This window comes from Roseomonas sp. OT10 (assembly GCF_020991085.1).
GTDB lineage: Bacteria > Pseudomonadota > Alphaproteobacteria > Acetobacterales > Acetobacteraceae > Roseomonas > Roseomonas cutis.
Map to the genome: position 1 here is coordinate 59,757 of NZ_CP087721.1, position 13,682 is coordinate 73,438.

The window sequence follows — 13,682 nt, forward strand, 5'->3', positions numbered from 1 at the left end:
AGGGAGAGGGGGGGCATGGCCACCGGATCATTCCGCAGCATGGGTGTTGGAACTGCTGCGCATCCGGCGATAGCCGGCGGCGACACCCCGGCCGATGCCGCGGCCGAGCGCTTTGCCGCCCGCGCCCACGCCGGTCCCGGCGAGCGAGGCGGCTCCGTTGGTCATGCCGGCGGCGGACTGCGTTAGGGGGGCGAAGGAAGCCGCGAGACCGCCGCCGATGGAGTAGGCCACGACCGTCAGGCTGGCGATCAGGAACAGGCCACACCAGTACCAGGCACCGACTTGCAGGAAGGCGCCGATCTTCTCGTCCAGACTACCGCCAGGATTGGCCTGCGCGGCACGGACGTAGGTATTGAAGCCGGTCATCAGCATTTGCAGCATGACGCTGACGCTCACCTGCACGAGCGTCAGCGAGACGAGCTTGCCCACCCAGCGGTCCACGTACGGCCGCGTCGCATCGAACAGGTAGAGCCCGATCAGGAAGGGACCGAGTGCGATCACGAAGCCCATCAGCACACGGGCGACCACCCACATCAGAAAAATCACAACCAGGGCAACGAAGGAAACGCCCATAAGGCCGCGGATGACGAGGCGCTCACCAAACTGCGTGTAGCCCGTTGCCTCTGCGAGCATGGTGGCCGCGATGTGAACCGCGCCGGGTTTGGCGGAGGCTCCAACCGTTGAGAGGATGGAGCGATGACGGCGAAGAAGACGGCGGCGAGCTACTCGCCTGAGGTTCGGGAGCGGTCGGTGCGGCTGGTGCTGGACGGCGCCGGGGAGCATGGCTCGCAATGGGCGGCGATTGGCTCGATCGCGGCGAAGATCGGCTGCACGGCGGAGACGCTGCGTCGCTGGGTCCGGCAGGCCGAGCGTGACCGCGGCAAGCGTGCCGGGCCCACGAGCGAGGATCGGGATCGCATCAAGGCGCTGGAGCGGGAGAACCGCGAGCTGCGCCAGGCGAACGAGATCCTGCGCAAGGCATCAGCGTATTTTGCCCTGGCGGAGCTCGACCGCCGGTCGAAGCCATGATCGCCTTCATCGACGATCATCGGGGCGTGTACGGGGTCGAGTCGATCTGCCGGGTTCTGCCGATCGCCCCGTCCACCTACCACGCCCATGCCGCGCGCCGCGCCGATCCCACTCTGGGCTCGGCCAGGTCGCAGCGGGACAGCATGCTGCGGGCGGAGGTGCGGCGGGTCCACGCCGAGAACTTCGGCGTCTACGGCGTGCGGAAGGTCTGGCGCCAGCTCGGCCGCGAGGGGACGTCGGTCGCCCGCTGCACGGTGGCGCGGCTGATGCGCCAGATGGGCCTGCGCGGCGTGGTGCGTGGCAAGGAGACCAGGACGACGGTGCCCGACAAGGGCGCGCCATGCCCGGCCGACCGGGTAAACCGGCAGTTCCTGGCGCCGCGGCCGAACCTGCTCTGGGTGTCGGACTTCACCTACGTCGCGACCTGGCAGGGCTTCGTCTACGTCGCCTTCGTCATCGACACCTTCGCGCGGCGGATCGTCGGCTGGCGGGTGTCGCGCACCTCCCATGCTGGCTTCGTCCTGGATGCCCTGGAGCAGGCGCTGCATGACCGGCGGCCTGTCCAGGGCATGGGGCTGATCCATCACAGCGATCGCGGGGTCCAATACGTGTCTATCCGCTACACCGAGCGCCTGGCGGAAGCGGGCATCGAGCCGTCGGTCGGCAGCGTCGGCGACAGCTACGACAACGCGCTGGCCGAGAGCGTCATCGGCCTGTTCAAGACCGAGGTCATTCGGCGCCGCGGCCCGTGGCGCAGCCTGGAGGGCGTCGAGTTCGCCACCCTCGAATGGGTGGACTGGTTCAACAACCGCCGCCTCCTCGAGCCGATCGGAAACATCCCGCCCGCCGAGGCGGAGGCGCGCTACTATGCCGCCCAGGAGGCCATAGCCCTGGCGGCCTGACTCACGCCAAACAGCCTCCGCCAAACCCGGCGCGGTTCAATGCGCTGCGTGGCACTCCAAAGCGCATCGAACTGTGCGGCTGGGGCGTAGGTGGTGCCACCCGTGAGGGCAGCGCCGACCGTGGAGGGAATATCCTGCAAGAACAGGTCGCGGACGTAGGTGTTGAACGTGCCTGCCGAGGTCAGCAAGGCGGCTACAGCCATGATGCGGAGGACGCGCCCTGCCAGTACGTTCTTGTCCATGCGGCCTGTCAGCACGAGCCAGCCGGAAATCAGGATGAACAGCGTCGCCGCGGCGCGCACCTGTGGCCGTGCCCATGAGAGGCCACTGGCGATAACGTCATTGACGCTAGACAGCAGGTTCGTGTCGAAGACGAGCGAAATCTTCTGGAAGAAGTCACCGGCCACCGGATCCCCCTTCCCGGTAGCGGTCGAGCTGGTAGCAATAGGGCGTCAGCATGTCCGATCCGGGGCCACGTTCGGTGCAGGCGCGCTTGAGTGACTGATAGCCAGCCGGGTTGCTGCGGGGGTTGAAGTCGGGTTCCGGCAGGCCGCTGTTGTCGACAGGCGGTGCCGGGCGGCTCTGCCCCGTGCGCGGCAGGGTGTTGGGAAGCGGCTGACCCATACGCGAAGCACCCGCTGCCTCCGCGTTTTGGCACTCCCAAGTCGCGGCTAGGCGAGCGTCGCGCTGGCAGCGCCGCAGCGTTTCGTCGAGGATCTGCGGGTGAGCCTGGAACCAGGGCACGTCGCGGTTCTCGCGCGACCGCTGCGCGAGGACGGGGGCGGTGCCCAGGGCTACTAGGGCGAGCACGAGCACCGCGCCGCGCATCAGTTGTCCCCCAGCGGCTGAAGGCTGTCCCGGTACCGCTCCGCGCTCTGCCGCTGGGCCTCCTCGGCCCGCAGGAGGTCGCCCTGCTGCTGGGTGGCCGCCATGAGCTGAAGCTGTGCAAGCTGTTGCTGCTGCGCCGAGAGCAGGGCGTGCTCCGCCTGGATGCGATTGTTCAGGGCGGCCGATGCCTGAATATCCGGCTGGCCGTCGATCTCGGTCATCAGCTCGCGCAGCCCCGCGATGCGCTGCTCCGACTGCTGCATCCCCTGCATGGCCGCAGCCTGGATGTTGCCCAGGCGCTGCGCCCGTCGCGTCATCTCGGTTGCCGAGAAGTCGGTACCCGAGGACGAGAAGAAGCGCAGGTTGGCCACCTGATCGGCGGCACCAGCCAGGCTGCCTACGCCCGTCATGGCGCCGCCGATCTGGTTGGCTCCAAAGCCGTTGGCCACGCCGCCCAGGCGGCTGGCGTAGGTGGAAACGCTGGTGGTGTGGGCCAGCACGTTATAGGTGGCCTGGAGCTGCTGATACTGCTGCTCTAGGAGCGTGTCCCGGTAACGGCTGAATAGGCTCGACAGGTGGGTTGGGTGGTGATTCGCTCGCCGGCATGACGAAGAGCTTTCGGCCCTGGAAGGTGGACGAGGTCTGGCTGCTGCCGCCCTCGGTGCAGGAGTTCGTGCCCCAGGGGCATCCAGCGCATCTGGTCCGCGACATCGTGGCGGAGGAACTCGATCTCTCGGCCATTCTTTCGGCCTACACGGAGCCCCGTGGCTATCCGCCGTACCACCCGGCGATGATGGTGGCGCTGCTGCTCTACGCCTACAGCCGAGGCGTCTATTCGTCGCGGCGGATCGCGCGCGCCTGCGAGGAACGGCTCGACTTCCAGGCAGTAACGGCGCTGAACAGGCCGGACTTCCGCACCATCAGCGAGTTCCGCCGGCGTCACCTGCCGGCACTGGCTGCGCTCTTCGTGCAGGTGCTCACCTTGTGCCGACGCGCCGGCCTGGTCGGCCTTGGCCATGTCGCGGTGGACGGCACCAAGCTGCGGGCCAATGCCTCCAAGCACAAGGCGATGAGCTACGCCCGGATGAGCCCGGCCGAGGCCGAACTGGCGGCCGAGGTCGAGGGATGGCTGGCGCAGGCGGAGGGAGCCGACGCCGAAGAAGACGCCACTCTCGGGGACGAGCGGCGCGGCGACGAGATGCCGGACTGGATGCGCGACAAGAGGCACCGCCTGGAGCGGATCCGTGCTGCGAAGGCGGAGTTGGAGGCCGAGGCGCTTGCTGCTGCGGCCTCCCAGCCGGATCCGGGAACGAAGGCCGACGGCTCGCCGCGTGGGCGTCGCGGACGCAAGCCGAAGCATCCGCCTTGCGAGCCCAGGCCCACGGCACAGCGCAACTTCACCGATCCGGAGAGCCGGATCATGAAGGGTCGCGACGGCTTCGTGCAGGCCTACAACGCTGGGGCCGCGGTGGACGCGACGGCACAGGTGATCGTGGCGCATCACCTGACCAACAACGCCTCCGACCAGGACGCCTTGGGACCGCTGCTCGACGCGGTCACGGCCAACACCGGCGTCACGCCCACCGAGGTCTCCGCCGACAGCGGCTATTGCTCGGAGGCCAACCTGGCCGACCTCGACCGGCGCAAGATCCGCGGCTACGTCGCCACCGGTCGCGCCAAGCACCCCGATGGCGGCGAGGACCGTCGCAGAGGCCCACTGGTTTCAGCCATGCGGCAGCGGCTCAGGCGTGCCGGCCGGCGCAGCCGCTACCGGTTACGCAAGCAGGTCGTCGAACCCGTCTTTGGACAGATCAAGCAAGCACGAGGGTTCCGACAACTCCTCCTCCGCGGCCTCGAGAAGGTAAAACACGAGTGGGCGTTGGTCTGCACCGCCCACAACCTCACCAAGCTCGCCAAGGCACCAACAGGATGACCCGCGCTGCAAGCTGGCGCACCACGGGCGCCGCTCAACGTTCCACAATGTCAGCCCGAAAAGTGGTTACCGAGACGGGCTCCTAGTTGGCGCACGGTGGCCACGGCCTGCGCCACCTGCTGGTAGAGCTGGGAGTTGGTGATCTGCGCCTGCGCGTTCGCAAGGGCGTCCGTCACCGGGATCTGCGCCCTGGCCATGCCTGGCACTGTCAGGGCCAGGGAGGCGGTGGCCGCCCCCGCCAGTAGGGTCCGCTTCATGAGTCGCGTCTCCATCAGGTTGCCGCTTCCGGCAGGCGGCGGTGGAACTCAGACAGGAGCGCCGACGGCTCGTCGGTGCCCAACTCGCGCCGGATCTTCCGCAGCAGTCGGACGGTGCCGACCTTGCCGCTCAGCACCGCCAGGTGCGGCGCCATGGCTGGCGGCAACTCCACCCGGCAAACCACGGAGCCGGCGTCCCGCTTGACCAGCATGGAGCGCGCTCCGGTCGCCATGTCCTCTGTTACGGCGCGGTACTCGCCCGGCGTGCAGTGCAGGCTCTCGGAGCCGTCACCCACATCGCAGTAGGCGGACCGGCTGGCCGACTGGTTCGGGAACAGAACCTTGGTCGGCATGTTGCTGACCAGGGTGGCGCCAATCGGGTGGCGGAGGACCTGCTGCGGCTGCTGGGTGGCGATAACGAGGGCGCCGTTGCCCTTGCGGAGGGTAAGGGCGAAGTCCTCGAAGGCCTTGGCGAACCGCTCGTCGGGCAGATAGGCCCAGAACTCGTCGGCCGCGAGCACGAAGCGCCGGCCGTCGATCACCGAGCGGACCCGGTGCAGGAGGTAAGAGGCGGCCGGGCCGCGCACCGTCTCATCCTCCATCAGTGCCGAGAAATCCACGCCCACCAAGCCGGCGTCGGGATCGAAGGCGTCGGCCTCGCCGTCGAAGGCCCAGCCCAGGTCGCCGTCCCGGCCCCAGCGTTCCAGGCGCTTGCCGGCGCTGCCGGCGCCCTCGCCCACGAGCCAGGCGCAGAGCCCGGCGATGGAGCGGGCGGCGGGCGGCATCCGCATCTGGAAGGCGATGGCCTTGGAAAGCCGGCGCAGCTCGATCGCGTCGGGCTGCGGGCCGTCGTCGGCGCGGATCAGCCCCACCACGAAGCGCAGCAGCCACACCCGGGCGTCGGGGGTGTTCGGCAGCGCCCGCATCGGCGCCAGGCCGCTATCCTCGCCCGCGCGCAGGGTCAGGTAGCGCCCGCCCATGGCGCGGACGAGGATTTCGTTAGCGTTGTCCTTGTCGAACACCACCACGGTCCCGCCCGGCCCCGTCACCCGTTCCAGGGCGGCCACCAGCATCCCGAGGAACACCGTCTTGCCCGACCCGGAAGGGCCGAAGATGGCCATGTGCGGCAGGCCGCCGACGTGGAGCGACAGGTCAAAGCCAGTGTTGGCCGAGGTCAGCAGCCGCAGCAGGGGCGCGCCCCACTCCGGGGACGGACCGCCCCGCGGGTAGCCATCCAGGGACGAGAAGCCCACGAAGTTCCGCGAGCTGATATCGCCCGGCCTGGTGCGCCAAGCGGCGTTGCCGGGGAGCTGCGCCCAATAAGCGGCCTCGGTCCCCAGATCCTCCACGGCGACGCTGGCCCCGGCATTGGTCAGGGCGGCGCGGACCTCGCCCGTGCGGCGCTCCAGCTCGGGCAGGCTGTCGCAATGCAGGGCGACGGAGACGTGGTGGGAACCCATTGTGGCCTGGTTGGAGGCCACGTCGTCCATGGCGTCGTGCAGGGCGTCCATCTGGCTCAGGGCGCGGTCGCCGGCATTGGCCATCTGCGCCTGCTTGCGCGCCAGGCTGCCGGTCGCGGCAGCGCGGGAGTGGAAGCGGAAGGAGTTGGTCAGCACCACCCGGCAGTCGGCCGAGAGAAGATCGTTGAGCATCCCCGGGCGGGTGCGGTCGGGGTATTCCTTGAAGCCTATGAGGGTGCCGAAGGAGGGCCGGCCGGGGGTGCGCACCTCGAAGCCGCGCCGGCCGCAGATCACCCGATCCGTATAGATGGAGCCCCCGAGGGAGCCGCTGACCATCGGCACCGGCAGGAAGCGCGCCGTCAGGAACAGGCGCAGGGCTTCGGCAATCTCGGAGAACATCACCCCGCCGGCCTCGCGCACGCCCAGCCGCACCGGCCCCATCTCGGCGTAGGCCTTCGAGAGCACGAGCATCCGGTCGTCCAGGGTGCGGATCAGCTCGTCGCTGGCCGTGGTGGCAGCAGCCTCCTTCTTTCGGCCGAGGCGCGAGCGCAGGGCGTTGAGGCCGCGCGTCACCGGGGCGCGGGGGGTGACGATCACCGAGACGAACCACTCGTTGACCCGCTCGCGCCCGGCCAGCACTTCGCGGCGGTAGGCGTTCTCAAGATCGGCGGCGAAGGAGGATCGGTAGGCCCCGGCCGGCAGCGGCGCTACGCCGTCGTGCCGCACCATCGTCTCCACGACCGTCAGGGTGTCGTCGGCGATGTTGCGGAGGACCGCGTTGCGGAAGCGGTGCCGGCTGTTGCGCCGGGCGTGGTCCTCCAGGGCGAAGGGGGCGCCCACCAGGCGCAGCATCCCCATCACGGACCCGTCCGTCCGCAGTACCGCGTCGTCGTGGACATGACCGACGAAAGGCACGTAGTCCTCGGCGCCGCGCTCGCTCCACCCGGAGGCGGACAGGAAGGGGTTACGCATGGCGCATGCCGCGCGGCCCCCGCGCGCTCCCCACGGGCAGGGGGGCGACCGAGGCGCCGCCCCAGTCGGCGCTGTCGAGGGCGCGGGCGCTGGTGTTGAGCCAGAGCACCGCGACGCCGACCGCGTTGTAGTCGCGGGCGACGAGGAACCGGGCGGCAACCCAGACCGGGGCAACGAGCGCGAGAGCCCAGGCCACGCCGGTCAGGCCCTTGAACACCACCTGCACCTCGGCCCCGATCACGAACAGAGCGAGGGCGAGCGGCAGCGGCAGGCCCCACATCAGGGCCGGTCGCGTCGCCGCGACGTGCAAGGGATCCTCCGTTAGGGGTTCCACGCCGCCCCGCCCCTCAGAAGCCGAAGTAGCCGGCGATGGTGTCAGCGTTGGCCAGGATCAAACCACCGGCCACCACGGAGGCGATCACGCCGACCGAGAAGCGCATGACGAACAGGCCGATGGCGACGGCGATGATGCCGAGCATCACCAGACCGCGGGCCACGTTGGTCATGAACCACTGCGTCAGGCTGTTGACGACGCCGGAGCCGCCTCCACCCACCTGCGCGTGCGCCAAGTCGGGCAGGATCAGCGCGGCACAAGCCACGGCGGCGAAGAGGGCGACGTTCCGCGCCTTCGGGGAAAGGGTCATTCAACGGTCCTCGGGGGCTCTATGGGGGTGGACCCCGCGGCGCCCCCCGACGCCGTGGGGGCCTCACGAGGCACGGCCACCAGACGCGGCCGGCTCGCATGGGTGGCCCGCGCCCAGACGTCCCATTCCGGGGGCGCGTCGGGATCGTCGTCGGGCAGCTCAGGGACAGGGGTGGCGGCCGGGCGCGGCGGCGCCACAGCGGTCTCGCCGCGCAGGCGGATGGCCGGTACCACGACCTCGGCCGCGCCCTGGACGCGGCGGACGTAGCCGTTGGCAAAGCCCCGCTCGGGGTGGCCGGTGTTGTAGCGGGAGAAGGCGACCCGCAACGCCTGCTGCGGGTCCGCCTCGCCGCGGCTGGCCATGACGTAGCCCTCGCGCAGGATGCGGGCGCCGGCCGCCAGGTTGGTGCAGGGATTGAGGACCTCGGCGACCGTCAGGCCGAGCGCGCGCAGGTTGCCGCTGTTCACCTGCATGAGCCCCAGGTCCACGGAGCGGCCCTGGCGAAAGATCAGGTCCGTGGCCAACGCCACGGCCGCCTCCCGCGTCTCGGGTAGGATCGTGCCGCCGCCCGGCCCGTTCACGCCCAGGGCGAACGGCTGAAAGCCGCTTTCCGTCCGCATGACGGCGGCCAGCGTCTCTATGGCGATGGAGGGGGCGCAGCGCGCGGCCAGTTGCGCGACGACGGCCAGTTCCAGGATCATGCGGCCACCATCCGGCCGCAGAGGGCACTAGCTGGTGTGCGGGGGAGCCTTCGGATCGAGCTCAGAGCCCGGAACGCTGGACGCGGGAAACAGGGTCCGGAGCTTGCGGAGCTTCGGGTCGTCGGCTTCGTGGACGCAGATGGGACCGAGGAACTTGAACTCCTCGCGGAAGAAGCCAACCAGGCGCGTGAGGTCGCGCCACGAGCGGGCACCCTGCCCGCTCCACAGGCCGATGGCGACGTAGCCGCGGCGCCAGGTGGTCGCGAGGTAGGGCACAAACTCGGCGCGCCCCTGCCCGTGGCCGTCTCGCATCGCGATGACCAGAACCTTCTCGATGCGCCCGCCCTTTGCGATAGCCGCGCGAGCCTCTCCATCCGAGACGAATCGGTCCACCCGTCCCTCTCCCCCTCAATAACCGAGGAGGTATGCGGCGATTGAGGGGCTGCCCACAACTCTGCGAGTTCAATGCAGAGGCGGCTCATCGGCCAGCGGCCTGCTGCATCTCCCCCAAACCCACAGGTATCTGAGCCGGCGCGACCGACGCCTGGGGGCATCGGGGAACCGGCCGCCCGCGCCGCAACTGCTTGGCCAGACGGTCCATGGGATCGCGGCAAGCGGGGGCTGCGGTGGGGCCGTCAGGATTGGCCATGCAGAGGGCGACTTCGCAGCCCCATAGGTCATCCGCACGGGCAATGTGCGTAGCGAGCGGGACCGCAAGCAAGGCAACCAGAACCATAGGAAGTGTTTTTGCCATTTCGCAAATTCACTCAAGGTGACTTCCGGTTGCAAGCTATGTGATGGAAGCACCATGGGCAACCTCTTTCTAAGATGCCTGTATTTGTTGGGCCTACGAGAGGAATCAGCGACATAGAACAAAAGAGGATTGTAAATATCACTCATAGAGAATGGGCGCCATCTGCTCTCAAAAACGTCGTTCGTACGCTCTGACTGGACGCCTGAGGGGGGCAGAAGCCGACAGCGCCGGCCCTGAGGCAGACGATGGCGAGCGGTAGATCTATGGACGCCGGCATCCACTTGGCCGAACCGTCGCGCCCGGCGCGGATCGGAGCGGTCAAGGTTGGGGCACTTCCGGCCAATGGACCGCCAGGCCGTGGCCCGGCTGCTGTTTGCGGCCGAGGCATATGACCGAGCGACGCACCTGGCTCGCGCCCATGGCGGCGCGCTCAAGCGCACCGGCCTGGTCGTGCTGCGCGCCCTGGCCAATCGCTTCCACAACAGGAGCAATGGGCGGTGCGATCCCTCGCTCGCGGCCATCGCGCGTGCCGCCGGGGTAGCCAGACCGAGGGCGGCACTCGCCCTCGCGCGCTGCTGGCTTTCTCAATTGGGACCCGGCGTGGCGTCATGGTGTCGCGGCGGGTCTGCGGCGTGGAAACTGCTGGTATGTTCGTCCAGGTGTCGAACGCCTACCCGCTTGTCGCAGTGCCCCCAGCAGTCCCTGGCCCTGTACAGCTCCCGGTGAGCCTGCTGCCGAACAGCAAGTCCGAGAGCCGTGTAGAAACCAGATTCCAAGTTAAACAAGAGGCTCTGAGGGGAACCAGTCAGAGGGTGATGCGCGGCTCGGGTACCCTGGAAGCAGCACTGGCCCGGCTACAGGCGTCGATCGAAGCGAAGGAAGCACTGGTGTAACCCGACCTCCGTGTTGAGCCCACGAAGAAAGCTCAAAAGGCCGCCGATTCTACGTACTACCGGGGGCGGCCGCTGCGGCTGCCGGGGGGAGACCGTGCCTATCCAGCTGGCGCGACGAGGCGGAGCCCGCGCACCAGCGTCTTGGGCACCGGGGGACGTGAAGGCATGAGCTTGAGGCCGTGATGGACCACCTCCACCTCGGCGTCCGGGTACACGGCGAGCACGTCGGGCAGTACGGCCTTCACACGCTGCGCTAAGTGCGAGACCCGCGTCGTGTCGGAGCCGACCTGCGCCGCGAGCGCCTGCCAGCGTAGCAGGAGCGGCCTTTCCAGGCGCTGCAGCCGATAGGCCAACAGCGTGTAGAGGTCCAGGCCGAGCGAGTTGTCCTTGAGATGGGCGATGGCGTCGCGCGCGAGCGGCACGGCGTGCTGGCGCAGGTGCTCGTGGAACTCGCTGGTCAGTTCCACCGTGGCTGACCATCCCGGCCCATCGCCGTCCTCCTGGCCTTGCCAAAGGGACAGGCCCGATACGAGGCGCTGGTCGCGGATGATCATTTGCTCTCCGCTGCCAGGCGAGGAGGCGGGCGCGCTCCATTGCAGAGTGAACTCACAGCGGGCGATGCGCAGCGACTGCTCGCGGATGGCCTGGATGGTGCCCCGTGGCCCGCCGGTCACGGGCAGGCCGAGAGAGCGGATCCAGGCCGACATGCTGGGACCGAGATTGACCGTGCGCCCGCGCACTCCCTCGGTCTGGAGAAAGATCATGATCAGCCGCGCCCGGGTGCCGTAGGGCACGCCGACACGCGCGGCGCGTCCGTCAGCACCGCGTACCACGCCGGGGCTGACCATTAGATGAAAGCGCCCGGAACTGCGCTCCCAGATCGCATCGTTGCTGTCGGGGCGGGCATGAGGCAGGCAGGTTTGGCAGAGGCCCGAATGGGTGAAGGCAAGCTCGTCGTCGGCCAGCTCACCCATGGCGTTGCTAGCAGCCTCAATGCGGCCCAGTTCCCTACGGCGTAGCTTGGGATCTTCGATGGCGCTGGCGGAGCGGCGAAGAGCCTCGGCGCCGAAGAGCATGAGCTGGCGGTGAATTTCAGCCATGCGTCCTCTCGCTCACCCTCTGGTGAGGCAAGCCTAGGCGAGTATCATTGGGTGTGTGCGCTGAATCGGCGGCCTTTCGAAGCATCAAAGTGCTTCTTCCCGTTATCCCCGCTTGTCCACGATGAATCTGCGGCCTTCTGCTGGTCTGGGTGGAAGGTCTCGCTGAATCGGCGGCCTTCCTACGCTGAATCCGCGGCCTCAGCAGACCATAATCTACGCTGAATCCGCGGCGTGCCCCCCGGTTATCCACGCTGAATCGGCGGCCCATACCTATAGGAGTCCTATACAAAAAACTTCCTATAGGACGCATGCGAGCCAGCTCCGAAAAAGGCCGCTGATTCAGCGTTGCGCCGAAGACTTCGGATGCACACCATCCGATAAGACGTTGAAAGAGGCTTGGGGCAGGGTGCCAGTGGGTAGGTGGCGACTCACGCCGCAGGACGGCACCGGCAGACACGGCACAAGGTAAGGCAGGTTGCAGGGGCATCAGGCCGACCTTGAGGTGACGCGCAGTGTCCTCGAACGCGCCCGTGCGACGACTGCGTCACGCAGGCGTTCGAACAGAGCGGCCGGTAGCAAACCGTAGCCCCAGTTCGATCCGAAGGCGGTAGTCACGGGCCGCAGATCGGGGCCAGGCCAAACGAAGCGATTCACCTCCGTCAGCACCGCCCAGCACGGTTCATCTTGCAGGCCCAAGCGTCGGCGAGTCGCCGGGGGGATCTCCATCCCTTCGTCCGGTGTGGATGGCGCCCGCGACGTGAGCGGCACGACGACGATGGATGAAACGCCTGCGGCATCTGTCGTGGCAATCACGACCGCGCACGGGCGGTCCTTGCGCGCCTCCTCGCGACCCTCAGCGGCCTCATGCGTCCAGAGGTACGCGTAGCGGATGACCTCGCCTGGAAGTGGCGGCGCTAGGCGTTGCGACTCAGGCAACTTCATCGTCGAAGCGGCGCGACTCCTCGGAAGGCTGAGCGGCGGCGATCACCTCGACGAGGTCGGGCGGCAACTCCTCGACCTTCATCGCCTGGCGATCACGGCGGCGCAGCCGCTCGTACTCCTCGACCGAGATCATCACCACGCGCGGGCGGCCGCGGCTGGTGACGGCGACGGGCTGGGTAAGCGCCTTGTCCTGGTAGAGCGCGAAGCGGCGCTGCACCTCGGCCGCGGGCACGGCGAGCGGCTCGGCCATGGAAGATGCTCCTATTTGCGTGGAACCAGCATAACTCGGCTAAGCCATGAAACTCAAGTTTCGCATGCAACGCAGCTAACACGATCCACAATGCAGGAGTCGCAAAGCGTCAAACGTTCCTTTGGGATTGCAACAGAGGGGCCCGGAAGGGCATTTTCGGGCTTCAGATGGCCCCTCACTCCCCCTCCCCTCCCCGCTTCGTCGCTTATTACCGGGTGAGCACCGACCGGCAGGGCCGCTCCGGGCTCGGACTCGACGCCCAGCGGGCGGCCGTCGATCGGCACGCAGCGGCGACCGGTGGGATCGTGTGTGCGAGCTTCGAGGAGGTGGAGAGCGGCAAGCGGAGCGACCGCCCGCAACTAGCGGCAGCGATGGCCGAGAGTCGGGCCCGTCGCGCCGTGCTGTTGATCGCTAAGCTCGACCGCCTGGCACGCGACGCACATTTCCTGCTGGGGCTGGAAAAGGCCGGCGTAGAATTCCTCGCTGTGGACATGCCGCATGCTAACCGACTGACCATCGGCATTATGGCGCTGGTAGCTGAGGAAGAAGCCCGCGCGATCAGCGCACGCACGCGCGCAGCCCTCGCTGCGGCAAAGATGCGTGGCGTAGTGCTGGGGAATCCGCGGCTGCAAGCCGGTGATAAAATTGTTGCAGCACTAGCGTCAAATGTTTGGAAGCGCGACGCAGCGAAGCGGGCAGCTGAAGTGCTGCCCTACATCGTAGCCGCGCGCCGAGCTGGAGCCACTTCGCTGCGAGAGATTGCCGCGGCGTTGACTGCCCGAGGCGTGCGGACCCCACGTGGCAAGGAGATCTGGGGGGCATCACAGGTGAGGCGCGTGTTGGCGAGGCAAGCAGACTGAAGCTTCGAGTAGGCTCTGGCCCAATTCCAAATGAACTGGATGAACCTAGCTGCCTTACCAACCGGCTGCTTAGGTAGTGCCCCGCCAACTCGGCCGGGGCACTACGACTCTTCACGAATGTGCAGCGAGGTTCAGCTGCCTTGTCCTGACGGATCCT

The 13,682-nt window shown here is 68.1% G+C and carries 15 protein-coding genes and 1 other annotated feature; of the genes, 3 read left to right on the forward strand and 12 right to left on the reverse strand.

The window, feature by feature from the left end; genetic code table 11:
- Nucleotides 1-27 precede the first annotated feature (27 nt).
- Nucleotides 28-783 carry a type IV secretion system protein gene (locus tag LPC08_RS25980; RefSeq protein ID WP_370643386.1) on the reverse strand — a complete coding sequence of 252 codons (756 nt, stop codon included), beginning with the start codon at nt 781-783 and terminating at the stop codon, nt 28-30.
- Here LPC08_RS25980 and LPC08_RS25985 point away from each other — a divergent pair.
- Nucleotides 697-1,931, forward strand: a protein-coding gene (locus LPC08_RS25985; protein WP_230449651.1) for an IS3 family transposase whose coding sequence is annotated in 2 segments (ribosomal slippage) — nt 697-991 and nt 991-1,931 — 1,236 coding nt in all. Because the reading frame shifts where the segments join, the coding sequence is not laid out codon by codon here. The genes LPC08_RS25980 and LPC08_RS25985 overlap by 87 nt on opposite strands.
- Nucleotides 984-1,100: a sequence feature (AL1L pseudoknot), on the forward strand. It overlaps the preceding gene by 117 nt.
- On the opposite strand, the gene LPC08_RS25990 is transcribed toward LPC08_RS25985, so the two are convergent.
- Genes LPC08_RS25990 through LPC08_RS26000 form a run of 3 tightly spaced genes read right to left on the reverse strand, consistent with a single transcriptional unit; the run spans nt 1,895 to nt 3,451 of the window.
- The gene (locus LPC08_RS25990; RefSeq protein WP_230453406.1) at nt 1,895-2,338 is read right to left on the reverse strand and encodes a type IV secretion system protein; all 444 of its coding nucleotides are present in this window, start codon (nt 2,336-2,338) and stop codon (nt 1,895-1,897) included. The genes LPC08_RS25985 and LPC08_RS25990 overlap by 37 nt on opposite strands.
- The gene (locus tag LPC08_RS25995) at nt 2,328-2,759 is read right to left on the reverse strand and encodes an EexN family lipoprotein (protein ID WP_230453407.1); all 432 of its coding nucleotides are present in this window, start codon (nt 2,757-2,759) and stop codon (nt 2,328-2,330) included. Before LPC08_RS25995 ends, LPC08_RS25990 begins: the two co-directional genes overlap by 11 nt.
- Nucleotides 2,759-3,451: a type IV secretion system protein gene (locus tag LPC08_RS26000; protein ID WP_370643387.1), complete on the reverse strand. Its 693-nt coding sequence runs from the start codon at nt 3,449-3,451 to the stop codon at nt 2,759-2,761. The genes LPC08_RS25995 and LPC08_RS26000 overlap by 1 nt, the downstream gene beginning before the upstream one ends.
- Here LPC08_RS26000 and LPC08_RS26005 point away from each other — a divergent pair.
- Nucleotides 3,364-4,692, forward strand: a complete 1,329-nt coding sequence (locus LPC08_RS26005; RefSeq protein ID WP_230450761.1) for an IS1182 family transposase — start codon at nt 3,364-3,366, stop codon at nt 4,690-4,692. The genes LPC08_RS26000 and LPC08_RS26005 overlap by 88 nt on opposite strands.
- 50 nt (nt 4,693-4,742) lie before the next feature.
- Here the strand turns inward: LPC08_RS26005 and LPC08_RS26010 are convergent, their stop codons facing one another.
- From LPC08_RS26010 to LPC08_RS26045, 8 genes are all read right to left on the reverse strand, one after another.
- Entirely contained in the window at nt 4,743-4,964 is a 222-nt protein-coding gene (locus LPC08_RS26010; protein WP_230453409.1) for a hypothetical protein, read from the reverse strand.
- The gene (locus LPC08_RS26015) at nt 4,964-7,381 is read right to left on the reverse strand and encodes a VirB4 family type IV secretion/conjugal transfer ATPase (RefSeq protein ID WP_230453410.1); all 2,418 of its coding nucleotides are present in this window, start codon (nt 7,379-7,381) and stop codon (nt 4,964-4,966) included. Before LPC08_RS26015 ends, LPC08_RS26010 begins: the two co-directional genes overlap by 1 nt.
- Nucleotides 7,374-7,715, reverse strand: a complete 342-nt coding sequence (locus tag LPC08_RS26020) for a type IV secretion system protein VirB3 (RefSeq protein ID WP_255702371.1) — start codon at nt 7,713-7,715, stop codon at nt 7,374-7,376. The genes LPC08_RS26015 and LPC08_RS26020 overlap by 8 nt, the downstream gene beginning before the upstream one ends.
- A gap of 13 nt (nt 7,716-7,728) precedes the next feature.
- The gene (locus tag LPC08_RS26025; RefSeq protein ID WP_230453412.1) at nt 7,729-8,025 is read right to left on the reverse strand and encodes a TrbC/VirB2 family protein; all 297 of its coding nucleotides are present in this window, start codon (nt 8,023-8,025) and stop codon (nt 7,729-7,731) included.
- Nucleotides 8,022-8,726 carry a lytic transglycosylase domain-containing protein gene (locus tag LPC08_RS26030; RefSeq protein ID WP_230453413.1) on the reverse strand — a complete coding sequence of 235 codons (705 nt, stop codon included), beginning with the start codon at nt 8,724-8,726 and terminating at the stop codon, nt 8,022-8,024. Before LPC08_RS26030 ends, LPC08_RS26025 begins: the two co-directional genes overlap by 4 nt.
- A gap of 27 nt (nt 8,727-8,753) precedes the next feature.
- Nucleotides 8,754-9,119, reverse strand: coding sequence for a hypothetical protein (locus tag LPC08_RS26035; protein ID WP_230453414.1), 366 nt, complete (start codon nt 9,117-9,119; stop codon nt 8,754-8,756).
- 1,352 nt (nt 9,120-10,471) lie between these two features.
- Complete coding sequence (locus LPC08_RS26040; RefSeq protein ID WP_099781042.1) at nt 10,472-11,473, reverse strand: replication protein RepA; 1,002 nt, start codon at nt 11,471-11,473, stop codon at nt 10,472-10,474.
- A 928-nt stretch (nt 11,474-12,401) separates the two neighbouring features.
- Nucleotides 12,402-12,665: a type II toxin-antitoxin system prevent-host-death family antitoxin gene (locus LPC08_RS26045; RefSeq protein ID WP_230453415.1), complete on the reverse strand. Its 264-nt coding sequence runs from the start codon at nt 12,663-12,665 to the stop codon at nt 12,402-12,404.
- Between the two features lie 167 nt (nt 12,666-12,832).
- Here LPC08_RS26045 and LPC08_RS26050 point away from each other — a divergent pair, with 167 nt between their 5' ends.
- Nucleotides 12,833-13,525: a recombinase family protein gene (locus LPC08_RS26050; protein WP_230453416.1), complete on the forward strand. Its 693-nt coding sequence runs from the start codon at nt 12,833-12,835 to the stop codon at nt 13,523-13,525.
- The last annotated feature ends 157 nt before the right edge of the window (nt 13,526-13,682 follow it).